Annotated in this window: 22 protein-coding genes; 9 read left to right on the top strand and 13 right to left on the bottom strand. The window is 66.7% G+C overall.

Translation table 11 applies throughout. The features are described 5' to 3' along the window. Window positions 1-28: 28 nt before the first annotated feature. Window positions 29-913 carry a LysR substrate-binding domain-containing protein gene (locus tag V5F78_RS05490; RefSeq protein ID WP_394065949.1) on the top strand — a complete coding sequence of 295 codons (885 nt, stop codon included), beginning with the start codon at window positions 29-31 and terminating at the stop codon, window positions 911-913. A gap of 163 nt (window positions 914-1,076) precedes the next feature. Here the strand turns inward: V5F78_RS05490 and V5F78_RS05485 are convergent, their stop codons facing one another. The 3 genes from V5F78_RS05485 to V5F78_RS05475 form a co-directional block, all read right to left on the bottom strand. Next, window positions 1,077-4,799 (bottom strand): vitamin B12-dependent ribonucleotide reductase, encoded by a 3,723-nt coding sequence (locus V5F78_RS05485; protein WP_394065950.1) that lies wholly within the window; start codon window positions 4,797-4,799, stop codon window positions 1,077-1,079. Between the two features lie 818 nt (window positions 4,800-5,617). After that, entirely contained in the window at window positions 5,618-7,516 is a 1,899-nt protein-coding gene (gene mutL / locus V5F78_RS05480; protein ID WP_394065951.1) for a DNA mismatch repair endonuclease MutL, read from the bottom strand. 330 nt (window positions 7,517-7,846) lie between these two features. Beyond that, window positions 7,847-8,794, bottom strand: coding sequence for a ring-cleaving dioxygenase (locus tag V5F78_RS05475; protein WP_394065952.1), 948 nt, complete (start codon window positions 8,792-8,794; stop codon window positions 7,847-7,849). 277 nt (window positions 8,795-9,071) lie between these two features. Between V5F78_RS05475 and queE the strand changes: the two genes are divergently transcribed. Continuing rightward, window positions 9,072-9,707 (top strand): 7-carboxy-7-deazaguanine synthase, encoded by a 636-nt coding sequence (gene queE / locus V5F78_RS05470; RefSeq protein ID WP_394065953.1) that lies wholly within the window; start codon window positions 9,072-9,074, stop codon window positions 9,705-9,707. 21 nt (window positions 9,708-9,728) lie between these two features. After that, window positions 9,729-10,085, top strand: a complete 357-nt coding sequence (queD, locus tag V5F78_RS05465) for a 6-carboxytetrahydropterin synthase QueD (RefSeq protein WP_394065954.1) — start codon at window positions 9,729-9,731, stop codon at window positions 10,083-10,085. Between the two features lie 12 nt (window positions 10,086-10,097). On the opposite strand, the gene V5F78_RS05460 is transcribed toward queD, so the two are convergent. Beyond that, window positions 10,098-10,646, bottom strand: coding sequence for an NADPH-dependent FMN reductase (locus V5F78_RS05460; RefSeq protein ID WP_394065955.1), 549 nt, complete (start codon window positions 10,644-10,646; stop codon window positions 10,098-10,100). Window positions 10,647-10,760: 114 nt separating this feature from the next. On the opposite strand from V5F78_RS05460, the gene V5F78_RS05455 reads away from it, so the two are divergent. Then, window positions 10,761-11,396, top strand: coding sequence for a MarC family protein (locus V5F78_RS05455; RefSeq protein ID WP_394065956.1), 636 nt, complete (start codon window positions 10,761-10,763; stop codon window positions 11,394-11,396). Window positions 11,397-11,418: 22 nt separating this feature from the next. Here V5F78_RS05455 and V5F78_RS05450 read toward each other — a convergent pair whose 3' ends face one another. From V5F78_RS05450 to chpT, 3 genes are all read right to left on the bottom strand, one after another. Next, a complete protein-coding gene (locus V5F78_RS05450; RefSeq protein WP_394065957.1) occupies window positions 11,419-12,120 on the bottom strand; it encodes a sulfite oxidase-like oxidoreductase in 702 nt (233 codons plus the stop codon). 70 nt (window positions 12,121-12,190) lie between these two features. Further along, complete coding sequence (locus V5F78_RS05445) at window positions 12,191-13,198, bottom strand: LLM class flavin-dependent oxidoreductase (RefSeq protein WP_394066862.1); 1,008 nt, start codon at window positions 13,196-13,198, stop codon at window positions 12,191-12,193. Window positions 13,199-13,418: 220 nt separating this feature from the next. Next, window positions 13,419-14,078: a histidine phosphotransferase ChpT gene (gene chpT, locus V5F78_RS05440; RefSeq protein ID WP_394065958.1), complete on the bottom strand. Its 660-nt coding sequence runs from the start codon at window positions 14,076-14,078 to the stop codon at window positions 13,419-13,421. 293 nt (window positions 14,079-14,371) lie between these two features. On the opposite strand from chpT, the gene V5F78_RS05435 reads away from it, so the two are divergent. Together V5F78_RS05435 and V5F78_RS05430 are read left to right on the top strand one after the other, a co-directional pair. Next, window positions 14,372-15,049 (top strand): DUF1134 domain-containing protein, encoded by a 678-nt coding sequence (locus V5F78_RS05435; RefSeq protein ID WP_394065959.1) that lies wholly within the window; start codon window positions 14,372-14,374, stop codon window positions 15,047-15,049. A gap of 83 nt (window positions 15,050-15,132) precedes the next feature. After that, window positions 15,133-16,332, top strand: coding sequence for a coiled-coil domain-containing protein (locus V5F78_RS05430; RefSeq protein WP_394065960.1), 1,200 nt, complete (start codon window positions 15,133-15,135; stop codon window positions 16,330-16,332). A 38-nt stretch (window positions 16,333-16,370) separates the two neighbouring features. On the opposite strand, the gene V5F78_RS05425 is transcribed toward V5F78_RS05430, so the two are convergent. Beyond that, window positions 16,371-17,030: a DUF2865 domain-containing protein gene (locus V5F78_RS05425; protein ID WP_394065961.1), complete on the bottom strand. Its 660-nt coding sequence runs from the start codon at window positions 17,028-17,030 to the stop codon at window positions 16,371-16,373. 32 nt (window positions 17,031-17,062) lie between these two features. Next, window positions 17,063-17,239, bottom strand: a complete 177-nt coding sequence (locus tag V5F78_RS05420) for a hypothetical protein (RefSeq protein WP_394065962.1) — start codon at window positions 17,237-17,239, stop codon at window positions 17,063-17,065. 226 nt (window positions 17,240-17,465) lie between these two features. Between V5F78_RS05420 and V5F78_RS05415 the strand changes: the two genes are divergently transcribed. Then, complete coding sequence (locus V5F78_RS05415; protein WP_394065963.1) at window positions 17,466-18,404, top strand: LysR family transcriptional regulator; 939 nt, start codon at window positions 17,466-17,468, stop codon at window positions 18,402-18,404. Between the two features lie 15 nt (window positions 18,405-18,419). Here the strand turns inward: V5F78_RS05415 and cysE are convergent, their stop codons facing one another. The 4 genes from cysE to V5F78_RS05395 all read right to left on the bottom strand — a co-directional run bounded on the left by cysE (window position 18,420) and on the right by V5F78_RS05395 (window position 22,491). Further along, window positions 18,420-19,256, bottom strand: a complete 837-nt coding sequence (cysE, locus tag V5F78_RS05410; RefSeq protein WP_394066864.1) for a serine O-acetyltransferase — start codon at window positions 19,254-19,256, stop codon at window positions 18,420-18,422. Window positions 19,257-19,258: 2 nt separating this feature from the next. Further along, the gene (nifV, locus tag V5F78_RS05405) at window positions 19,259-20,509 is read right to left on the bottom strand and encodes a homocitrate synthase (protein WP_394065964.1); all 1,251 of its coding nucleotides are present in this window, start codon (window positions 20,507-20,509) and stop codon (window positions 19,259-19,261) included. Window positions 20,510-20,747: 238 nt separating this feature from the next. Next, window positions 20,748-21,584 (bottom strand): ModD protein, encoded by an 837-nt coding sequence (modD, locus tag V5F78_RS05400; protein ID WP_394065965.1) that lies wholly within the window; start codon window positions 21,582-21,584, stop codon window positions 20,748-20,750. A gap of 49 nt (window positions 21,585-21,633) precedes the next feature. Next, complete coding sequence (locus V5F78_RS05395) at window positions 21,634-22,491, bottom strand: hypothetical protein (RefSeq protein WP_394065966.1); 858 nt, start codon at window positions 22,489-22,491, stop codon at window positions 21,634-21,636. A 360-nt stretch (window positions 22,492-22,851) separates the two neighbouring features. Here V5F78_RS05395 and V5F78_RS05390 point away from each other — a divergent pair, with 360 nt between their 5' ends. Both V5F78_RS05390 and ahpD read left to right on the top strand, forming a co-directional pair. Next, entirely contained in the window at window positions 22,852-23,406 is a 555-nt protein-coding gene (locus V5F78_RS05390) for a peroxiredoxin (RefSeq protein WP_394065967.1), read from the top strand. 4 nt (window positions 23,407-23,410) lie between these two features. Then, a complete protein-coding gene (gene ahpD / locus V5F78_RS05385; protein ID WP_394065968.1) occupies window positions 23,411-23,956 on the top strand; it encodes an alkylhydroperoxidase, AhpD family in 546 nt (181 codons plus the stop codon). Window positions 23,957-24,111: the final 155 nt, after the last annotated feature.

Below are 24,111 nucleotides of genomic sequence, written 5' to 3'. Positions count from 1 at the left end.
ATGCACAGCATCTCCCAGGGGTTCAAAAATGGAAAATCTCCCGCCGTTGAACGCCCTCCGGTCATTCGTCGCGGCCGGCGCAACTTTGAGTTTCACGAAAGCGGCGACGGATCTGGGCGTGACGCAGGCGGCTATCAGCCAGCAGGTGCGGCTTCTTGAACAATATTTAGGCAACGCCCTGTTTATTCGGCATCACAACATGCTTCAGCTTACCGAAGCGGGGGCACAGCTTCTGCCGCGTTACCAGGATGCCCTGTTTTCCATTTCTGCCGTGTCGGAATCGGTGCGAACCCGGCGCCCGCCCGGCATCCTGCGGGTCAGCACCTTGCCCGGCTTCGCCCAATGCTGGCTCGTGCCGCGCCTGAAATCCTTCTGCGACGCCAATCCCGACGTGGAGATCCACCTGACGACCTCTCACCGCACCGCTGACTTCCCCCATGGGGAGGCGGACATCGCGGTGCGGGTGGGGGTGAGCTGGCCCGGGCTGGATGCCACATTCCTCATGGGCACCCAGATCACCCCCGTATGCAGCCCGCTTCTGCTCGCGCGGGGGCCGGGCCTGCGCAATCCGGAGGACGTGCTGCACTATACGCGCCTGCACTCCACCACCGATCCGGACGATTGGCGCACCTGGCTGACCGCCGCCCAGGTCAGCGCGGACGATATTGATCGCGGGCCACGGCTCGATTCCTTCGTCCTCGCCATCGGCGCCGCCCATGCGGGCGTGGGCGTCGCCATCATCCGCCGCAGCCTCGTCGCCGACGACCTCGCCAAGGGCCGGCTGGTCGCCCCGTTCACGCTGGCGGTGGAGGTGCCGGGCGGCTGGCACCTCATCCATCCCCACGAGCACGAGCGCCGCTCGGAGATCCGCCGCTTCAAGGAATGGATCATCGCGGCCGCCCATCGCGATTAGGCAAAACGCCGGTTGGCCGGCGCATCATCAGCCCCTGTCCGCTGCTGAAGCCGCCGCTTTCCCGTCTTGCCCGCCTCGATGCGAAAAGGCCCGTCGCCTTGCCAGCGACGGGCCTTCTTTCACTCAAGCACCGGTGCGGCCCATCAGGCGCCGCAGCTTTTCCTCAGCTGCAGCCGGTGGTGCCGCCGCAGGTGTCGCACTTCAGGCAGGTGCCGTTGCGCACCATGGTGAAGTTCATGCACTCGGGGCAGGCTTCGCCTTCATAGCCCTTGGCGCGGGCCTCGGCGCGGCGGTCGGCGGTGCGGGCCGCGCCCCAGTTGAGCGAGGTCGAGACCGAAATCTCAAGGCTCGGTGCGGTCTCGGGCAATTCCTCCTCGCGCAGGGCGGGAGACACCTCCGGCTCGGCCTTCAGGGCGGTCGCCCCCTCGGTGCGCGCCCGCAGCATGGTGACATTGTCGCTGGCCGCGCGCGGCTCGGCCGGCGGGGTGGCGAGCAGGCTCACATTCTTGCCGCGCACCAGACCCTTGGAGACCACCCGCGACGCCGCAGAGGTCGGCGCCTTGCCCTCGTCCACGCCCTTGCCGAGCGCGTCGAAGCCGGTCTCGGAAGGCTCCACATGGCCGAGGTCGTTGCGGCCGAGATAGGACACCGCCAGTTCGCGGAACACATAGTCCAGGATCGAGGTGGCGTATTTGATGGTGTCGTTACCCTGCACCGGGCCGGCGGGCTCGAAGCGGGTGAAGGTGAAGGCGTCCACATATTCTTCCAGCGGAACGCCATATTGCAGGCCCAGCGAAATCGCGATGGCGAAATTGTTCAGCAACGAGCGAAGGGCCGCGCCCTCCTTGTGCATGTCGATGAAGATCTCGCCGAGCGAGCCGTCGTCATATTCGCCGGTGCGCAGATAGAGCTTGTGGCCGCCGACCACCGCCTTCTGGGTATAGCCCTTGCGGCGATCGGGCATCTTCTCGCGCTCGCGCACCCGGTGCTCGACGATGCGCTCGATCACCCGCTCGACGATCTTCTCGCTGACCGTCGCGGTGCGGGCGGCGGCGGGCTGGGCGACCAGCGCTTCCACCGCATCCTCCTCGTCCTCATCGTCCGCCACGAGCTGGGCATTAAGCGGCTGGGAGAGCTTGGAGCCGTCGCGATAGAGCGCGTTGGCCTTCAGCGCGAGGCGCCAGGAGAGCAGATAGGCCTCCTTGCAATCGTCCACCGTCGCGTCGTTCGGCATGTTGATGGTCTTGGAGATGGCGCCCGAAATGAAGGGCTGCGCCGCCGCCATCATGCGGATATGGCTTTCCACCGACAAGGACCGCTTGCCGATGCGCCCGCACGGCGAGGCGCAGTCGAACACCGGCAGGTGCTCGGCCTTCAGGAAGGGCGCGCCTTCGAGCGTCATGGCGCCGCAAATGTGCACGTTCGCCACGTCGATATCGGCCTTGGAGAAGCCGAGATGGGTCAAGAGGTCGAACTTCGCATCGGCGAGCTGGGCCGGGACAACGCCGAGTGACTTCACCAGGAAGTCCTCGCCGAAGGTCCAGCGGTTGAACGCGAACTTGATGTCGAACGCGGTCTTCACCGCCGCTTCCGCCTTGGCCAGCGCCGCGTCGTCGAAGCCCTTGGCGCGCAAGGTGGAATGGTTGATGGCCGGGGCCTGGGCCAGCGAGCCGTGGCCCACCGCATAGGCCTCGATCTCGGCGATCTGCGCTTCGCCATAGCCGAGCGCGCGGAGCGCCTCGGGCACGGCGCGGTTGATGATCTTGAAATAGCCGCCGCCGGCCAGCTTCTTGAACTTCACCAGCGCGAAGTCGGGCTCGATGCCGGTGGTGTCGCAATCCATCACCAGGCCGATGGTGCCGGTGGGGGCGATCACCGAGACCTGGGCATTGCGATAGCCATTGGCCTCGCCGCCGGCGAGCGCCTTGTCCCACGCGCTCTTGGCGTGCGCGGCGAGGCGGGCGTCCTTGATCGAGGCATGGTCCAGCGGCACCGGGGCGACCGAAAGCCCCTCATAGCCCGAGGCTTCGCCATAGGCGGCGCGGCGGTGGTTGCGGATCACCCGCAGCATGGACGCGGCATTGGCGTCATAGGCCGGGAAGGTGCCCAGCTGGGCGGCCATCTCGGCCGAGGTGGCATAGCAGATGCCGGTCATGATCGCCGAGATGGCGCCGCCGATGGCGCGGCCTTCCGGCGAGTCATAGGGAATGCCGGAGCTCATCAGCAGGCCGCCAATATTGGCGTAGCCGAGGCCGAGCGTGCGGTATTCGTAGGACAGCTCGGCGATGCGGCGCGAGGGGAACTGCGCCATCAGCACGGAGATTTCCAGCACCACGGTCCACAGCCGCACCGCGTGCTCGAAGCTCTCCACGTCGAAGCGCTTCTCGGCGTCGCGGAACTGCAGCAGGTTCAAGGACGCCAGATTGCAGGCCGTGTCGTCCAGGAACATATATTCCGAGCACGGATTGGAGGCGCGGATTTCGCCGCCCGCCGGGCAGGTGTGCCAATCGTTGACGGCGGTGTGGAACTGGATGCCGGGATCGGCGCAATGCCACGCCGCCGAGCCGATCTTCTCCCACAATTCGCGGGCCTTGATGGTCTTGGAGATCTTGCCGTCGGTGCGGCGGATCAGGTTCCAGTCCGCATCGGCTTCCACCGCGCGCAGGAAGTCGTCGGTGACGCGCACCGAATTGTTGGAATTCTGCCCCGCCACCGTGAGATAGGCTTCCCCGTCCCAATCGGTGTCATAGATGGCGAGATCCAGGTCCTTATAGCCCTGGCGGCCATATTGGATGATGCGGCGGATCGCGGCGTCGGCCACGCAGGCCTTGCGGGCGGCCTTGATCTCGCGCTTCAGGGCCGGGTTCTTCTCCGGGTCGAAGCAATCATCGCCATTGCCGTCGCAATTCACGCACGCCTTGAGCACGGCTTTCAGGTGCTTGGCATTGATCTTGGAGCCGGTGACGAGCGCGGCGACCTTCTGCTCTTCCGCGACCTTCCAGTCCACATAGGCTTCGATATCGGGATGGTCGGCATCCACCACCACCATCTTGGCGGCGCGGCGCGTGGTGCCGCCCGACTTGATGGCGCCGGCGGCGCGATCGCCGATCTTCAGGAAGCTCATGAGGCCGGACGAGCGCCCGCCGCCGGAGAGCTTCTCGCCCTCGCCGCGCAGGGACGAGAAATTGGAGCCGGTGCCAGAGCCGTACTTGAACAGGCGCGCCTCGCGCACCCACAGATCCATGATGCCGCCGTCGCCGACGAGATCGTCGGCCACCGACTGGATGAAGCAGGCGTGCGGCTGGGGATGCTCATAGGCGGAAGTTGAGGCGGTCAGTTCCCCGCTCTCGTGGTCCACGTAGAAATGGCCCTGCCCCGGCCCGTCGATGCCATAGGCCCAGTGGAGGCCGGTGTTGAACCATTGCGGGGAATTGGGCGCCACCATCTGCATGGCGAGCATGTAGCGGTGCTCATCGAAGAACGCCTGGGCGTCCGCCTCGGTGTCGAAATAGCCGCCCTTCCAGCCCCAATAGGTCCAGGTGCCGGCGAGACGGGCGAACACCTGCTTGGCGGAGATTTCCCCCACCGTGCGCTGCTCCCTCGGCAGATCGGCGAGCGCCGCCTCGTCCGCCACCGAGCGCCACAGGAAGGAGGGGACGGCATTCTCCTCCACCTTCTTGAGGCGCGCGGGGACGCCGGCGCGGCGGAAATATTTCTGCGCGAGGATATCGCTCGCGACCTGGGAGAATTGGGCCGGAACTTCGATGCCTTCCTGGCGGAAGACCACCGAACCGTCCGGATTGCGGATCTCGCTCACCGTCTCGCGGAACGGAATGGCCGCGTAGGGAGACTGTCCATCCGTGGTGTAGCGGCGTTCAACGCGCATGACCGAAGCTCCTCGCCCCTGGGGGCACATATTAGCTCAAAGGGCGCAACCGGTACGCAACAAAGCGGGTACGGCGGCGTGCGCCGTCCCTGGCCGGACTGCTGTGATGGGGATCCGCGCCGGTCGGGTCCGAGGCCGAAGCCAGAGGATTTGTCCGCCGCTGAGGTGACTGACGCTAAAGCGAGTCTGCCGATTCCGCAAACACAGATTTGGGGCCAACGAAGCCATTCGCCTACTAAATATAGTGGACCACTGCCTGTTAATAAAGTCCTAACGCCCTTGCGGGCGTGGAGTTTCCGCAGGTCCCGCCCTGTGGATAGCGGCCCCGGCGCGCGGGCCGTCTTATGCACGTCATCCACAGCCGGCGAACCATATTCGCGCCATTTTTTCGCCCCGGCCGGAAAGCGCTTGCGCCGTCCCGACTCGCCCTCCCCCAAAGGGTTTCACCCTCCCCCCTTGCGGGGGAGGGCTGGGAGGGGGGTATCTTTCCGCCCTCCCAGCGCTGGGGTTTTCGGCCCGATACCCCCTCCCGACCCTCCCCACAAGGGGGGAGGGAGAATGGACCCCACTAGCCCTGGTAGGTCCTCACCGCCGGGCGAACAATTTTTCCATGTCCTTCAACGACAGGCTGACGAAGGTCGGCCGGCCGTGATTGCACTCCCCGCACGGGGTTTCACCCTCCCCCCTTGCGGGGGAGGGCTTGGGAGGGGGGTATCTTTCCGCCCTCCCAGCGCTGGGGTTTTCGGCCCGAGACCCCCTCCCCAACCCTCCCCCGCAAGGGGGGAGGGAGAATGGACCGCACTAGCCCTGGTAGGTCCTCACCGCCGCGCGAACAATTTTTCCATGTCCTTCAACGACAGGCTGACGAAGGTCGGCCGGCCGTGATTGCACTCCCCCGCATTAGGGGTCGATTCCATGTCGCGGAGAAGAGCGTTCATCTCCTCCACCTTCAATCGGCGCCCCGCCCGCACCGAGCCGTGGCAGGCCATGGTGGCGGCCACATGCAGCAGGCGGCGTTCCAGCGGCAAAGCATCGTCCCATTCCGCCGCATGCTCGGCGAGGTCGCGCACCAGGCGCGTGACGTCGCTGTCCTTCAGCAAAGCGGGAACCTCGCGCACCAGCACGGCGCCGGGGCCGAAACTTTCCACCACCAGCCCGAGGGCGGAAAGATCCTCCGCCCGCTCAATCAGCCGGTCCGCTTCGGCGCTCTCCAGATCCACCACCACGGGCACCAGCAGCCCCTGGCGGGCCACCCCGTCGCGGGCGAGCGCGGCCTTGAGCTTCTCATAGACCAGCCGCTCGTGGGCGGCGTGCTGGTCCACCAGGATCACGCCATCGCGGGTCTGGGCGACGATATAAGTCTCGTGCAATTGCGCCCGCGCGGCGCCGAGCGGCTTGTCGAGATCCGCCCCATCCACCGGCGTCGCGGCGGGGCGGGAATCGGCGGTCGGCGCGCCCACGTCCAGCAGGCCTTGCAGGCCCGGGAGCGATCCGGCGCCCTCCCCGCTTTCGGAAAACCCATCGTCCCCGACAGGCCGCGCCGGCGAGGTCCGCCAATCATAGGGTGCGGCGGGCGAAGGGCGCGGCTCGACGAAGCGCGGCGTCCAGGCCGGCCCGGAGGCCAGCGTGCCCGTTCCCGTCCGCAAAGGCATGGCGAACGCCTGCTCCTGCGGACGCGCGAAGGCCACCAGCCGGTCGGCCATGCTGCCAGCGGTGCGGGGTGCCCGCAAAGCGAGTGCATCGGTGAGCGTGCGCACGATGAGCGCGCGGATGTTGCCGCCGTCGCGAAACCGCACCTCGGTCTTGGCGGGGTGGACGTTCACATCCACCTCGCGCGGGTCGAGCGTGATGAACAAGGCCAGCAGCGGGTGGCGATCGGACGGCAGCAGGTCCGCATAGGCACCACGGATCGCGCCCATCAGCAGCTTGTCGCGCACCGGGCGACCGTTCACGAACACATATTGGGAGAGCGAATTGGCCTTGGAAAAGGTGGGCAGGCCCGCCAGCCCCTCCAGCACCGCCCCGCCCCGCTCGCCCCGCACGGGGATCACATTATGCCCCGCCTCGGCCCCCAGCACGTCGGCGATGCGCAGCGCCCGGCCGGCATCGTCCGCCGTGCGGGCGGGATAGGTGAGCGGGCCGCGCTCCTCGGCGACCAAGGTGAAGGCCACCTCCGGCCGGGCGAGCGCGAGGCGGCGCACCACGTCGAGCGCGGCGGCGGTTTCCGCCCGGTCGGATTTCAGGAATTTCAACCGCGCCGGGGTGGCGAAGAACAGGTCGCGCACCTCCACCCGCGTGCCGCCATTGAGCGCGGCGGGGCGCGGCGGGGCGACCACGCCGCCCTCCACGCGGATTTCATAGGCATGGGCCGCGCCCGCCGGCCGGCTGGTGATGGCGAGCCGTGCCACCGCGCCGATGGAGGGCAGCGCCTCGCCCCGAAAGCCGAGGGTCGAAATGGAGAGCAGGTCTTCCGTCGGCAGCTTGGAGGTGGCGTGCCGCTCGATGGCGAGCGAGAGCTCGTCCGGCCCCATGCCGCCGCCGTCGTCGGTGACGCGGATGAGCCTGCGGCCGCCGCCGTCGATCACCACCTCGATGGCGCGGGCGCCGGCATCGAGCGCGTTCTCGACAATCTCCTTCACCGCCGCAGCCGGCCGCTCCACCACCTCGCCGGCGGCGATGCGGTCGATCAGGACGGGAGGCAGGCGGCGGATGGCCATGGACAAACGACTCGCAAGGATGGCCGCCCAGGATAGCGCACGAGGCGCCGCGCGACAGGGCGCGGGTGCGATCGTCCCCGTGATCCACGGGGGGAGAAGCCGGATTCCAGGGTGCGCCGCCCCGCCCTACTGCTGCGCGCCGTTTCCTACCACTCGTCATGCCCGGCCCCATGCCGGGCATCCACGCCGCGCCGCCCGCACGAACCTGTCCCGCCTGCGCCCGCGGCGCCGCGTGGATGGCCGGGGCAAGCCCGGCCACGACGAGCCACCGAAAAGAAAATGGCGCCGGAGGAACCCCCGACGCCCGTTCTTAAAGCCCAGATTGTCCCCTCACGCCGCCAGCGGCTTCAGGCCCGCCTCGATCTGGGCGCGGCGCGCCTCAAGGAAGGGCGGCAGCGAGAGCTTTTCGCCCAGCGTCGCCAAAGGCTCGTCGGCGGTGAAGCCGGGTTCGTCGGTGGCCAGCTCGAACAGGATGCCGTTGGGCTCGCGGAAATAGAGGCTGCGGAAATAGAAGCGATCCACCGGGCCGGAGGACGGCATGCCGAATTCCCGCAGGCGCGCCGACCAGGCGTCGTAATCGGCGAAGGTGGGCACGCGGAACGCCACGTGATGCACCGCCCCCGCGCCCTGCCGCGCCCGGCCCATGCCCTTGTCCACCCGCACCTGCACTTCGGCCGAGGGACCGCCGGCGCCCATCTCATAGACGAAGGTTTCCACCCCGTCCGGTCCGGCGAAGCTGCGCGCCTTGCGCATGCCCATCAGGCCGGTCAGCACGGCGTCGGTGGGCGCAAGGTCCGGCACGCTCAGGGTGATCGGGCCGAGGCCACGGATCTGATGGGCGGCGGGCACCGGGCTGCGGTCCCAGGCGATGCCGGGACCGCGCCCGCCATCGACGATGAGGCTCAGGCGCTGGCCCTCGCGATCCTGAAGATCAAGCGTCGCGCGCCCGTCCCGCTCGGCGATGGGATCGGCCTTGACGCCGGAATCGGCGAGGCGCTGCGCCCAATAGTCGAGCGCCGCCTCGTCCCGCACCCGCAGGCCGGTGCGCACCACCGCATTGGTGCCGCGCTTTTCGGGCATCACCGGCCAGTCGAAGAAGGTGAGGTCCGTGCCGGGGTTGGCCTCCCCGTCCGCATAGAAGAGGTGATAGGCCGAGGTGTCGTCCTGGTTCACGGTCTTCTTCACCAGCCGCATTCCCAGCGTGTTGGTGTAGAAATTATGATTGTACGGAGCATCCGCCGTGATGGCGGTGAGGTGGTGGATGCCGGTGAGTTCCATAGCCGTCTCCCGAGGCGACGTCCCGCCGCCCGTTTGGGGTCTTGATCCGGCGCTGTCGGCCGGGTCCATGGCCATCTACTTAGGGGCGGGCTCCTCAGGGTGCGAGCAGCGCCTTCGCAAAGCAAGTTTGCACGGGCGCATTTGGAAATCGGCGGAACTTTCCCGAATGCCGTGCGAGAAGGTGCGGTGAAGCGCGGCGAAGCGCTTCAAACCGGGCGTTCGTCGGCCGCCCGCGCCCATCTGCCCTTTCGCGGCAAAATGGGCTAAGAGGCGCGCCATGGCCTATGCGGTGAAGGAAATGTTCAAGACCCTCCAGGGCGAGGGCGCCCAGGCGGGGCGGGCGGCGGTGTTCTGCCGCTTTTCCGGCTGCAACCTGTGGTCGGGCCGAGAACAGGATCGGGATACCGCCATTTGCCGCTTCTGCGACACCGATTTCATTGGCATGGATGGCGAGGGCGGCGGCCGGTTCGCCGATGCCGACGCCCTGGCGGAGGCCCTGGCGCGGGTGTGGGGCGCCGGCGGACCTGAGCGCCGCTATGTGGTGTTCACCGGCGGAGAACCCTTGCTGCAACTGGATTCTGATCTGGTGGCCGCAGCCCATGCGCGCGGCTTTGAGATTGCGATCGAGACCAATGGCACGCTGGAGCCGCCGGAGGGGATCGACTGGATCTGCGTGAGCCCGAAGGCCGGCGCGCCGCTTGTTGTGACACGCGGACAGGAGCTGAAGCTGGTCTATCCACAATCTGGAATTGTACCGGACGCTTTGGATGAGCTGGATTTCGCCCATTTCTTCCTGCAACCCATGGACGGTCCCCGCCGGGTGGAGAATACCGCCGCGGCGGTTGCCTATTGCCTCGACCATCCGCGCTGGCGCCTCAGCGTCCAAACCCACAAGATGGTTGGAATTCCTTAGGTTTTTACCGAGCATGCGCCCATGAAGATTACCCAGGCCTTCACCTTCGAAGCCGCCCACCGCTTGCCCAACGTGCCGCAGACGCACCGCTGCTTCCGCATGCACGGCCATTCCTACCGGGTGGAACTGGTGCTGGATGGGCCCGTGGATCCGGTCAGCGGCTTCGTCGTCGACTTTTTCGACGTGGAAGCCGCTTTTGCCCCGCTTCTCAAGCGGTTAGACCATTATTGCCTGAACGAGATCGAAGGGCTGGAGAACCCCACCGCCGAGCATATCGCGGTGTGGATCTGGGAGCGTGCCAAGCCCGCGCTCCCAGCCCTGTTCGCAGTGAAAGTGTTTGAAACGCCAATGTCTTGGGCGGAATACCAGGGCGCCTGAGCGCCCTGAACATCAGGGCGCTACCCGCCGGGCATAGGCCTCGAACGCCTTGAGCTGGCCGGCGATGAACTCGCGGGTGCCTGCGTCCGTGAGTTCACCCTGTTCGTTCACCTTGTTCTGCGCCTGCCCCACCATGACCTCGGGCACGTTCATCACGAAGGCGTCGAGAAACACCAGGATCTGGCGCAGATGATATTGCGCCCGCGCCCCGCCAAACACACCCATGGACGCCGACTGGATGAGAACCGGCTTTTCCTTCAATGGCTTGGAGGGCAAGCGGGACACCCAGTCGATGGCGTTCTTGAGGCCGCCTGGGACGGAATAATTATATTCCGGGGTCACGATGATCAGCCCGTCGGCGGCCTTCAGCGTCGCGCCGAGGGCGGTGACGGCGGCGGGGAAGCCATCCGCCTGGATGTCCGCGTCATAGATGGGGAGTTCAGCAACCGAAGGTAGTATTTCCACCTCGACGCCCACGGGCGCCAGGGAGTGAAGCGCGCGGGCAATCGCCGCGTTGTAGGAACCCTTGCGCACGCTACCGACCCAGACAACCCATTTCATGAATGCTCCTCAAGATTGCGCCCGCTGCGGCCGCGCAAATCACGCGACCACGCACCTGTGGCGTTGGCCTGCGAATTATTGCACGTTCGGCGCATTCATACATGGGGCGGCGGCATGCTTGAAGATTACGATCTGTTCCTGACCCAGTTCGTGACTCTGTGGGCTGTGCTGGAACCCGTAAGCCACCTATCCATGTTCGTTGCGACGACGGCGGAAATGCCGCCCGTCCAGCGCCGCAAGACGGCGCTTCTGTGCTGCTTCTTTGCGTTCCTGATTTTGGTCTTTTTCGCCGTAGCGGGCCGGGCGTTGCTGGATGCCATGCACGTGTCGGTGCTGTCGTTCCAGATCGCCGGTGGCCTCGTCCTGTTCATCTTCGCCACCGGCATGATCTTTTCCGATCCCCATCCCGCGCCGACCCTGGACGTGGATGCCGATAAGAATATCGCCTCGCTTGCGGTCTATCCCCTTGCGATCCCTATCATTGCCGGGCCGGGCGCGATCCTGTCCGTGGTGATCCTCGCCGACAACAACCGCGGCATGCTGGAGCACCAGGCGGTGACGATCTCCGTGCTGGCCCTGCTCATGGGCCTGATGGCGGTGCTGTTTTTCCTGGGAGATTACGTGCTCAAGCTCATCGGCCGCTCAGGCGCGAACCTGATCCGCCGCATCATGGGCCTGGTGCTGGCCGCCCTTTCGGTGGATATCGTGCTGACCGCGCTCTCAAGATGGCTGCACCTGCCGCCGATCTGAGGCCGGTGCGCCGCGCGCGCGCTCACTCCGAATAGCGCTGTTCCATCCACGGGTCGCCGCGCTCGTGATAGCCGCGCTCCTCCCAGAAGCCGAGCGTGTCAGCCGGGAGAAATTCAATGCGCTTCAACCACTTGGCGCTCTTCCAGAAATAGAGATGCGGCACCACCAGCCGCATGGGGCCGCCATGCTCGCGGGTGAGGGCCTCGCCCTGCCAGCTGTGGGCGAGGATCGCGTCCGGCGCGGCGAAATCCTCCAGCGGCAGGTTGGTTGTGTACCCGTCATAGCTGTAGAGCAGCACGAACCGTGCCTCCGGCATCGGCTCAACCATGGCGAGCAAATCGCGGGTGGAAACCCCGTCCCATCCATTGTCGTAGCGCGACCAGGTGGTGACGCAATGGATGTCGCTGACCTCATGGGTCTGGGGCTGGGCACGGAAGGCGGCCCAATCCCAGGACAGCGGGTTTTCCACCAGCCCATCCACATCCAGCCGCCAGGACATGGGCGAGACGAAGGGCTGCGTGCCGAGATCCAGCACCGGCCAGTCTTTGACCAGATGCTGGCCGGGCGGCAGGCGCTCCGCCTCCGGGCGGGAAATCCGCCCCGTCAGGAAGCGCCCTTCCTTGGCCCAGCGCTGCTTGGTGCGGGTCAGCTTGGTCTCCGCCGTCTCGGGAGCGGAAGCAAGAGAAGCAGGATCGGAGGGGGAAGGCGAAGAATCGGCAGTCATAACCCGCTCCATTCAAAGGCATGCGCTTCGTTGAGCTCGCCCGTCAGCCTCCCACAGCTCGGCCCCGCCCTCAAGCAGGCACCGGCGTGCGCGCCGCGACGGCGCCGACTTCAGCGAGGATTTCATAGCTGCGCAGCCGCGCCCCATGGTCGTGGATCGCTGCGGCGACCATGAATTCGTCGGCTCCGGTCTGCTCAAGCAGCCGTTCCAGCCCCGCCCGAACCGTAGCGGGACCACCGACCACCGAGCACGCGAGCATGCCGGACGCCTGGTGCTTCTCCATCGGCGACCAATAGGTCTCGATATCGTCGATCGGTCGTGGCAGCAGTCCCCGGGTCCCCCGGAACATATTGGTGAATGCCTGCTGGGCGGAGGTGAACAGCCGCTTTGCCTCCGCATCGGTATCGGCGGCGATCACATTCACGCCAACCATGGCGTGGGGCTTCGCAAGCTGCGCCGAGGGTTGGAACCGCTCGCGGTAAACCTCCAGCGCCTGGAGCAGGGCATCCGGGGCGAAATGGGAAGCGAACGCATAAGGCAGGCCGAGCATGCCCGCGAGTTGCGCCCCGAACAGGCTGGAGCCGAGGATCCAAAGGGGCACGTTGGTGCCGGTCCCGGGCACCGCGCGGATCGTCTGGTCCGGCCGCGCCGGTCCCAGAAGCGCTTGCAACTCCAGAACATCCTGCGGGAAACGGTCGGACGCGGCGGGATCGCGATGCAGCGCGCGCCAGGTGCGCTGATCGGTGCCGGGCGCCCGGCCGAGCCCAAGGTCGATGCGGCCGGGAAACAGCGTCGCGAGGGTGCCGAATTGCTCGGCGATGACCAGGGGCGAATGATTGGGCAGCATGATGCCCCCTGCCCCCACCCGGATGGTCTTGGTGCCGCCGGCCACGTGAGCGATCACCACCGAGGTCGCCGCACTGGCGATGCCGATCATATTGTGGTGTTCGGCGAGCCAGAAGCGGGTGTAGCCCCATGCCTCCGCGTGACGGGCCAGATCGAGCGAGCGAGCCAGCGCATCGGCCGGCGTGCCGCCATCGGGCACGGGAGCAAGGTCGAGAATGGAAAGAGGGGGCATGGAATGCGGGGGCATGGCAAGAGGGGGCATGGACTGTGCGCTCCGTTGGTGCGGACGTCATCGCTGCGCCCGCGGCATCTCAACTTCGCCGGCAGACATGCGCCCCCACCGGCGCGAGGAGAGATTGGGACCCGGGAGCGGAAAAACAAGGGCGACCGCCGCGCCGGCTCCGCCGCAGGGCGGTAGGCGGCACCCCGTCAGCGGGACCCCTGCAGGCTGGTCAGCCGGCCAGGGCGCTGAGCGTCACGGTCTCGCCATCGAGAGCGAAATCGACGGAAATGCCGCAATCGCGGGCCAGAAGACCGGCGTAATAGGGTTGAATCGCGTGGGCATCGAGCCCGCCGTCGGGAATGCCGCCGGCGATCAGCGCCGGCACCGTCTGCGGGATGCGCGCGCTGACGCCGTTGGTGGTGATGACGAACCCCTTCTCCACCCCGCCCGGCGCCGCATCCACCTTGATCAGGCCGCCGCGCGGAATGGTCGTGCCGGCCAGCAATACAAGATTGAGCAGCAGCTTCACCCGGTTCTTGGGCTGGAACTCGCGCGGCAGGGTCCATTCGATCTTGGTGCGGGAATCCTCCATCATGCCGCGCACCACCTGGTCGGCGTCGCTGAGGTCGATGGTGGCGCCGGCCGAGCCCGCCGCGCCAAAGGCGAGCCGGGTGAATTGCAGACGCGCGGAAGCCTGTCGCGCGCTCTTCGCGATCAGGTCGAGCGCGACCTCGCGCATGTCGGGCGCGTCCTCGTCCTCAAGCACTTCGAGGCCGTTGACGATCGCGCCCACCGGGCTGATCACGTCGTGGCACACCCGCGAACACAACAGTGCTGCAAGATCGAGAGGGGAGACCGCAAGCTTCACGGGGGCGTCGGAAAGGGACATGGCGGATCCGTAGACGGCGAGACCGGCCGATCCCACCGCGAAGGCGAAGCCGGCAATGCCCGCGGGAGCGAGTGCGGTCTGATACCCCGCACCTCGGCCGGCCACAAGCCGGCTTTGGACTAGGTCGAGAGGAGAATCCTGCAATTCCAGGGCGCGGCGCACATGCCATGACGCAGAAACCGGCAGGCAGAAAGGTCCGAACGCCTTGCCTCGCGCCTTTTCTGCGTCACAGTCATCGGCGAACCTACGCTGCCGATTCGCGGCGATCCTTGAAAGCCCAGCGCGAGACCTTCATGACCGCACTGCGATCCGCCCTTTTCCGCCTCGCCGCCGCGTCCGCGCTGTGCGCGGGCTTCGCGACCGGCGCCTCGGCCCAATATGCGCAGCAGCCGCAGCCGGCCCCGCAATATGTCCAGGGCCAGCCGGCCGGCGCGCCCCAGCCGCAATATGCCGCGCAGAACCGGTACGCCCAGCCCAATTCCCAGCCGGCGCCCTATTCCACGAACGAATTGGTGAGCAAGGGGCACTCCTTCTTCGGCAGCGTGTCGCGCGGGCTCGCGCTCTCCATCGAGAAGGCGGTCGGCCAGTGGGGCCAGCCCAATGGCTATATCCTCGGCCAGGAAGGCGGCGGCGCGTTCGTCGGCGGCCTGCGCTATGGCGAGGGCACGCTCTATACCCGCAACGCGGGCGACCTCAAGGTGTTCTGGCAGGGTCCCTCGATCGGCTGGGATTTCGGCGGCGACGGCGCCCGCACCATGGTGCTGGTCTATAACCTGCGCACCGTGGACGATGTGTTCCGCCGCTTCGGCGGGATTTCCGGCTCCGCCTATTTCGTGGCGGGCTTTGGAATGACCGCATTGACCGCGGATAATATCGTCGTGGTTCCCATCCGCTCCGGCGTCGGCGTGCGGCTCGGCGCGAACGTGGGCTATTTGAAATTCACACCACAGGCCACCTGGAATCCGTTCTGATCGCGCAGGCCCCTCCCCCGCTGGCACGAAACGCTGCGGCGTCGTATGTATCGGGACGTTGCAGTTGAAAGCGTAGGTTCCGCGTGATCGAGCAGATCATGTATTTCGCGCTGGGCGTCCTCGGGGCGACCCTCGTGGCTCTAATGGTGCTGCCTGCCGTTTGGCATCGGGCGGTGCGCCTCACCACGCGCCGCATCGAAGCGGCTGTGCCCATATCCATGTTCGAGATTCAGGCGGAGAAGGACCAGCAGCGCGCCGGCTTCGCGCTCAACCAGCGGCGCCTGGAACTCCAGCTCGACGCGGTGCGCGAAAGCGTGGTGACCCATGCCCGCACCATCGAGCAGCAACGGCTTCAGTTGGTCGAGCTGGAGAAGGCGCTGAGCGCCAAGACCGCGGCGCATGAAGCCCTGACCCTCGCCCACGGTGAACTGGACGCGCGCTTCAATGCCGAGCAGACGGCGCTGATCGAGCGCAACACGCAGCTCGCGCAAACCTCCGCGACGCTGGAGCAGACCGAAGCGGACCTGTCACAGACCCGAAGCACGCTTGCGACGACCACCGCCCGCGCCGAGGATCTGGCCACGCGCCTCGCCGCACGGGAGACGGAGCTCGCTGCGCGTGTCGCAGACATTTCCGCGCTTCAGGCGGAACGCACCCAGCTCTCGACAGACCTCGCCGCCGTCCGCGCCACCTTGGCCGAAACCAGCGATATCCTCGCGACCGAACGCGCCGCTGCCTCCGCAGCGGCTGCCAGCACCGAAGCCGAGCGCTTGCGCCTGGAAGCGGCGCTGGCCGATACAGGCCGCCGTCTCGCCGCCAGCGAATCCCTCGCCGCAGAACGGGCCGTCACTTTGGCGACCCAGTCGGCGGAAATCGAAAGCCTGACAACCCGCCTCGCCGCCAGCACCGCAGACCTGGATGCCAGCCGCGGCGTTCTCCAAGCCCTCTCCCAGCAGCGTGCGAACGAGTTCGCGTCCGCTCAAGCCCAGCAGACGCGCTTGTCGCAGGCGCTCGACATGCTGCGCGCCGACCATTCCATGATGGAAGCCGCCCTCGCCAAGGCGCGCGCCGAGCGGGACGCGCATCTGGAACGCGAGGAAGACCTCGATCTTCTGCGCAAGACGCTTGCGGGCCTGGCCGAGCAGGTGGTGACACTGTCGGCGTCATCTGCAGCCAGTGGCCTCGCCGGAGGACCGACCATCGCCCCCGCGCTCCCGGCCGAGGCGCAGCCCGCCGGCAGCGTTGAGAAAGCTGGCACCGGCAGACGCAAGCGCGCCAGCTGATCCCGAGGGCCAGCTTTAGGCCCCGGGCGCACTTGGAGTCAGCGGATGATATTTCCCGTTGCTTCGCGCGAGACCACCAGATCCTGGATGCGACGCCTGAGGTCGCTGGTGATCCTCGGGTAGCGCTCCGGCGTCACGAACGCGGCGGGCGAATAAGGCACGCCCCCCTTTGCGCCCGCAAAGATGCGTGGCCCATCCGCCTGCATGACGATGTCACCCTTCTGCAAGGAGGTGTCCTCCTCGATCGGGACGGCGGCAAGTCCGAGGGGACCATTGCCGGTGCAGGTGCAGGCATCCGTCAGCTTGGTTCGGTACAAAAAGGCATTGGGCATATCGGTATAGGACGTGCCCGCGCGGTCCGTCGCATGCTCGATGCTGCCGCCACGAAACACGGCAGTGCTTGCCGCCGGGCAAAGGGCGGCGCAGCGACCCTCCTCCTGCCCGGAAGTGACGCCGGACATGGGGAAATAGCGCCCGTCACACGTCCGCACACAGAAGGCGACACCGCTGCCGCCCGTGCTGCGGCGTGGTTCTGCGCCAGGTGTGACCGTGATCGTGGGCGGAGCAATTGGTACGGCGCGAACGATCCCGCCGAACAGGGCGGCGAAAAAATCGCCGGGGCTCTGCGCCGACGCGGGCCCCGCGCCGACTGCAACCAGCAGGACGGCGGCCGCCTGAAGCTTCAACGCGGTGCGCATTCCATCCCCTCCGTTCTCGGGCCGGCAGCCGGTCAACCGATAGACGTGGGTGCTGGAGCGGGGACTTCGAGCGAAGCAAAGGCGCTTGGCCCGAAATAGCGCTGCTTGGGCGCGGGCGCGTCCAACTCAGGCAAGACAACGAAAGCGGAAGCGGAAACCAGGGTCACCATCATCGAGACGATGACCAGCGCGCGTGCGATCATGGACATGGCAAAACTCCGTCGGTGCCTCGCCTTCCTCCGCTCTGATCTCGGAGGGCTGCCATGGGAACGCCTTATTAACCACACAGTTCCATCACTCTCGTCAGATCAAGCGCTGGGGGTGGAGCGGCGATCCGCCAGCTTTCTTCGCCGCAACGCTCTTGTGGCTTGCGGCGCGCGCCATTCCGGGCGAAGGAACGGGACCTTAGGTCAGCTTATGCGTTGAAACGGCGACATGATCGACAAACTCGAATATCTGATCGCCCTGGCGCGCGAGCGCCATTTCGGCCGCGCCGGCGAAGCCTGCGGCGTGACCCAACCGACGCTGTCGGCGGGCATCAAGCAATTGGAAGACACGCTCGGCGTGCTCCTGGTGCAGCGCGGCTCGCGCTTCATGGGCTTCACGCCCGAGGGGGAGCGCACCCTGGAATGGGCGCGTCGCATCGTGGCCGATTCGCGCGCCATGCGGCAGGACATCGACGCGCTGAAGCGCGGCCTCTCCGGCCCGCTGCGCATCGCCGCCATTCCCACGGCCCTGCCGATGGTGGCGGCGCTGACCACGCCGTTCCGCGCGCGCCATCCCGATGTGCGCTTCACGATCATCTCGCGCACCTCGATCGAGATCCTGAACCATCTCGAAAATCTGGAGATCGACGCGGGACTGACCTATCTGGACAACGAACCGCTCGGCCGCGTGAACACAGTGCCGCTCTACCGCGAGCGCTATCGCCTCGTGACCTCGCCGAACGCCAAATATGGTGACCGCGAAGCGGTGACCTGGGCCGAGATCGCAGGCCTGCCGCTGTGCCTGCTGACGCCGGACATGCAGAACCGCCGCATCATCGACGGCATGCTGAGCGTTAGCGGCAGCCCGCCCAAGCCGTCGCTGGAATCCAATTCCATGATCGTGCTGTTCACCCATGTCCGCACCGGCCATTGGGCGAGCGTCATGCCGGCAATGCTGGCGGATTCTCTCGGGCTGACCTCGATTGTCCGCTCGATCCCCATCGTGGAGCCGGACATCACCCATTCCATCGGGCTCGTGGTGCCGCATCGCGAGCCGACCACGCCCATTACCGCGGCGCTGGTGGCGGAAGCCCGGCGCATCGCGCCGCGCCTGGAACAGAATCTGATCATGGAGCGCGACCCCGCGCTGGCGGCCCTCAAGCCTTAGGGCGACGCCGCCGCACTACTGAACGGGGGTGTCGTGCGCGCGCGTCTCGAGCGCTGCGGTGCCCGGCGCCACGATCGGCATGGCGCACCCGTCCGGCACAGCCATGGCACGCCCGCCTGCCACATGCCCCTGCTCCTGGTGGTGCTTCAGCCGCATTTCCAGGAATTCGATCCGGTCGAGCAGCGCGGCGACCGCCTCTCCCACCGGATCCGGCATCAGGTGATGCTCGAGGTCGATCCGCCCGTCGCCCAATCGCCGGCGCTCGGACAGGGGCTTCACGATCCGCCCGGGAATGCCCACCACGGTCATGCCCGGCGGCACGTCTTCCACCACCACCGAATTTGCTCCGACGCGTGCTCCCACCCCGACCGTGATCGGGCCCAGGATCTTGGCGCCGGCCCCCACCAGGACGCCGTCCATCAACGTCGGGTGACGCTTGCCGACGGTCCAGGATGTGCCTCCGAGCGTGACGCCGTGATACAGCGTGACGTCATTTCCCACTTCCGCCGTCTCGCCGATCACCACACCCGCGCCGTGGTCGATGAAGAACCGGGCGCCGATCCGCGCGCCGGGATGAATATCGACATTGGTGACCAGACGGCCAAACCAGGAGAGGAAGCGCGCCAGGAACTTCGCCTTGCCCTGCCAGAGCCGGTGCGCGCACCGATGCCAGATCACGGCATGCACGCCGGGATAGGTGAGCACGATCTCGAGGGTGGCGCGCGCCGCCGGATCGCGCGATTTCACGCAGGCGATGTCATCGCGGATCTGGCGCCACAGGCCGGGCGCGCGCGGCACCACGGGCACGGATCGGTTGACGGCGGCGGGGGCTTCCTGACGGCTCGTTCCCATGATCATGTCGCGCTCCCGACGGTGGACCGGCGCAGCCGCAGGGCCGCCTCGGTGAATGTGTCCTCATAGAAACGCAGCAGCATCTCCGAAGGCACGGTGGCCTTGGTGCGCACCGCGAAGGCCCGGACCCGTTCCAGGATCGCCCTGCCGCGCACCACGTCCACGGTGATGCCTTCGTCCGCCAGCGCCTTCTCCACCGCCGCGAGACCGGAATGCTTGCCCAGCACCACCCGATGGCCGCGCCCGAACAATTCCGGGTTCAGCGCTTCATAGGTGGCGCGATCCTTCAGCAGGCCGGAGACATGGATGCCGGATTCATGGGTGAAGACATCAGCGCCGACGATCGCTTTGCCGCGCGGGACCGGGCGGCGCGCCGCGAGCGAGACCTGTTCCGCCAGCGGGCCGAGGGCCGCGGGCGTGATGCCGGTCTCGGCGCGGGCCGTCTGGCGCAATGCGATGGCGACTTCTTCCAACGCCGCATTACCGGCGCGCTCGCCAAGCCCGGCAACGGTGACGCTCGCATGGCGGGCGCCGCCCATCACCGCCGCAAGCGTGTTGGCGGTAGCGAGGCCGAGATCGTCATGGGCATGAAATTCCAGCTCCAGGTCGCTCGCCGCCGCCACCCGGCGCACCAGGGCATAGGTGGAGAAGGGATCGAGCACACCGAGCGTGTCGGCGAGGCGCAGGCGGAACGCACCAGCCGCGCGGGCCGTTTCCGCAAGGCGGCAGAGGAAATCGGGGTCCGCGCGCGAGGCATCTTCGCCGCCCACGGCGACCTCGAAGCCCAGCGTGCGCGCCAGCGAAACGATGCGGGTCACCGTCTCCAGCGCCCAGGCGCGGTCCTTGCCCAGCTTGCCCGCCAATTGCCGATCCGAGGTGGGCACGGAAAGATTGACGATGCCAACCCCGGAAGCCACCGCCGCCATAAGGTCATCTTCGCTCATGCGGCACCAGGCCATGACCCGGGTCGGCAGCTTCAGCGACACGATGGACCGCAGGGTCTCGATTTCCTCGTCGCCCATCGCCGGCGTGCCGGCTTCGATCTCCGGCACACCGGCGGCGGCGAGCGCCTCGGCAATCTCGATTTTCTCGCGTCGGGTGAATGCGACGCCGGGCGCCTGCTCGCCATCCCTCAGGGTGGTGTCGTTGAGGAAAACGTCGCGGAAGCGCCCGTTTTCATGCGAGCCGGGGGCGTTTGTGGAGCCGGGCCGGCCTTGGGGGATGTTGTCGGATTTAGAGGTCTTAGCGAGCATGGTGTGTCTCGGCTATCCACTGGATTGAGACTGTAACCAAAACTTAAAGCAAGCGATGTGCCACTGAATTAAGCACCTGAATTTGCACTCTTCTTCGGCATTTTCGGGAAGCCGTGCACTCGTCCTCCGTCGGAGGGACGACGCGTTCGGCAGGTTCGCGACAGAACCTGTCGCGCCTCTCCCACACAGCTACCGTCGATCGCTTTGAGGAAAAAACGCGCCGCCGGCCCATCCGGCCTCAGGCGGGCCCAAGCGTGACCTTCACATCAGCGGGTGCAGCCCAATAGGGAGCGGACGTCACCAGAATATGCGCGCCCGCCCGGGCATAAGCGGCAGCGTTCGTGGCATTCACACCACCCGCGGCCGCCACCAGCGTCCGCACGCCGGAAGCCGCCACCATCTGCACCACGGACGCGATGTCCTGCGGCGTCATCTTCTCACACTGGAGAACATCGGCGATCGACGCCATGGCTGCGGCTTCATCCAGCGACGCGACCTCGACCACAACCTTCTTTTCCGGTGCGGCCTGCCGCAGGCGCGCGATCGTGGATGCGGGATCGCCGAGGAACACCCGGTGCTCGGGAAACACCAGCAGCGTTTCCGACAGGCCGAGCCGATGGGGCTCGGCTCCTCCGGCGCGGATCGCGACGATCATCGGCGCCTTGGCTCCCGGAAGGGTTTTCCGGGTCGTGACGACGGAGATGCCGGGCGCGACCGCGCGTGCCGCATCGACAATGGCGGCGGTGGCGGTGGCGATGCCCGACAAATATTCCACGAGGGTTTGGGAAACCTTCCAGGCACGATGGATTGCGCCGGCGCTTCCCTGCGCCCGCAGCAGCACCGCGCCCGCCTCCACACGCGAACCGGAGGGCGCCAGGACCTCGGCCTGCGCGCCGGCACGCACGATCAGCGCGGCCGCCGTCTCGACACCACAGGCGACAGCCGCCGCCCGCATCTGAAACTGCATGCGCGCAACGGCGCCGCCGATGCCGAGGAGATGCGTTGTCAGATCCCCATGGGGGACGTCTTCCGCCAAGAGCGCGTCAAGCCGCTCCGGCAACCAGCCGAGATCCATGTCGAAATCCTCCCGGGGCCGCCCGCCCGCGGGAGAGCGGCGGAAAAGGTCAATGAGCGATGCCGCCGACGGCGCCGGTGGCCATGTTTTCAACCGTGCGGATCGCATCCAGGGTCGCTTCCGCGATCCGGCGCGGGCGCTCGGCAATTCCCAGCCAGCTTGGCTCTCCCTCAAGACGCGGGTCAACTTCCGCGAGCTTGAGATCGGCCGGCACCGCAATGCCACTGCGCACGAGGCCACGCAGATGCCCGGCAAGCGGAGCCACGATCGGAGTTCTGTCGCAGGTGCCGATCACCTCGTCGCGGCGCACGCGATCACCGATCGCCGCGCGTGTCATCCAGAGGCCCGATGCGGGCGCCCGGGCGAAACGCTCCCGGCCGGCCCCAGCCAATGGCGTAGAGCGACCATGGGGCGCCAGCGTGGATCCATCGCGCAGAATACCGATGGCTTCGGGGGCCGTCTCCACCGCCACATCCACGTGGCGCCCGGCGGTAAAGCCGGGTCCGAGCCCGACACTGACCCGGGCGAAGGGGCGAATATCCACCTTCAAATTCCGCATGCGCATGCGCGCATCCACCAACACGTCGATGAGGCCGAGGCACAGCAACTCGCCCATCTCCAAAGACGTCACCATGACCGCGTGGCGCTCGGTGAAACCGCGCAGCACTTCCACCAGAGTATCCGCGGGCCGGGCGGGCAGGCCTTCCAGCTCCGAAAAGCCGGTCACCAACGCATCGTCAAAAGCCATGCTTCGGCGCAGGACCGGCAGGGAAGGATCGCGCGACAGCACGACCCCGTACCCAGCATGAAACATCCGGTGCGCCACCGCCGAGGCCACATCATTGGTGCCGAGCACCACGGCCACTGGCGCACGCCCGGACGGGGTGAATTCGGTTTCGCTGCGCATCTCAATATTGCCCCACGAGAACGTGTCGCACCGCGTGTAGCGACATTCGTGCCAAGTCGCCCTCGCGGCACGCCGAAATATGGGTCGCGTCTGCGTCCGCGCGGTGCGCTGGCCGATCCGCTGCATTTGCAAGGGCTCGCAGCGGCCGGCCGGGGCCATCCGGGTCAGCGGTGGGTTTTGCGACATAGGCCGACATCGCGTCGAGGCAATGTCGTGTCGCAAACCGGACAGGCCATGGCTGTCGCAAACCGGCTCATTGGAATCAGAAGCATTTCGCACTGCAACACCGATGGCACATGGCTTGCTAGAATCTCTCCATACGTCACAGCACGCGCCCCTTGGGCGACTTTGGAGACTGACATGCTCGGTATCGGCAGCACCCTTCCCGCCTTCACTGTCACCGGCGTGAAGCCTGGGTTCAACTTCCATGAAGAGAACGGCCAGCCCGCTTTCGAGCCTCTGACCGAGGCGAGCTTTCCCGGCAAATGGAAGATCATTTTCTTCTATCCGAAGGATTTCACCTTCGTCTGCCCGACCGAAATTGCTGAATTCGCCCGCCTTTCCGGAGAATTCGCGGACCGGGACGCGGTCGTGCTCGGCGGCTCGACGGACAATGAGTTCGTGAAGCTTGCCTGGCGGCGCGATCACAAGGATCTGAACCGCCTGCCCATCTGGTCGTTTGCCGACACCAACGGCTCGCTTGTGGACGGGCTTGGCGTGCGTTCGCCCGACGGGGTGGCCTATCGCTACACTTTCGTCGTGGATCCGGACAACGTGATCCAGCACGTCTATGCCACCAACCTCAACGTGGGTCGCAATCCCAAGGATACGCTGCGGGTGCTGGACGCGCTCCAGACCGACGAATTGTGCCCCTGCAATCGCGAAGTCGGCGGCGACGTGCTGAAGGTTGCGTGACCCCATGAGCATCGAGGCGCTCAAAGCCCAGCTTCCCGACTTCGCGAAGGACGTGAAGCTCAACCTGTCCTCGCTCACGCGCGAGGAGTCCATCTCGTCCCAGCAGCTCTACGGGCTGCTGGTGGCTTGCGGCCTGACCACGCGCAACGCGACGGTGGCCCAGGCGCTGGAGGCGGAAGCTGCGCCCCACCTCTCTCCCGCCGCGATGGATGCCGCCAAGGCTGCCGCCTCCATTATGGCGATGAACAACGTTTATTATCGCTTTACGCATCTGGCTTCGAACAAGGCCTATGAAACCCTGCCGGCAAAGCTGCGCATGAGCGTGATTGGCAGCCCCGGCGTGGACAAGGCGGATTTCGAGCTCTGGTCGCTCGCCGTTTCGGCCATGAACGGGTGCGGGCGGTGCATCGATTCCCACGAAAAAGTTCTGCGCGACGCGGGAATCAGCGAGGCGCAGATCCAGACCGCGGTGCGGATCGCCGCCATTGTCGCTTCGGCGGCCGTGGCCCAGGAAGCCGCAGCGGCGCACCTGCCTGCGGCGGCGGAATGACTTTCGTGTCGCTGTGTCAATGAGCACACTTTTTTGATCTGGATCAAAGCTTGCGATCACCCCCGGGTGTTTCCTGAAAGTTCTATAAAAAATTGCAGCCACATCGAAAAGATGGTGGCGCAGGGAAGCACCGACAGGAGGGCGAACCTCTCGCG

Source organism: Roseixanthobacter glucoisosaccharinicivorans (genome assembly GCF_043195095.2).
GTDB lineage: Bacteria > Pseudomonadota > Alphaproteobacteria > Rhizobiales > Xanthobacteraceae > NCEH01.
The sequence above is the reverse complement of the archived record's forward strand: the minus strand, read 5'-3'. Positions and strand labels throughout refer to the sequence as shown.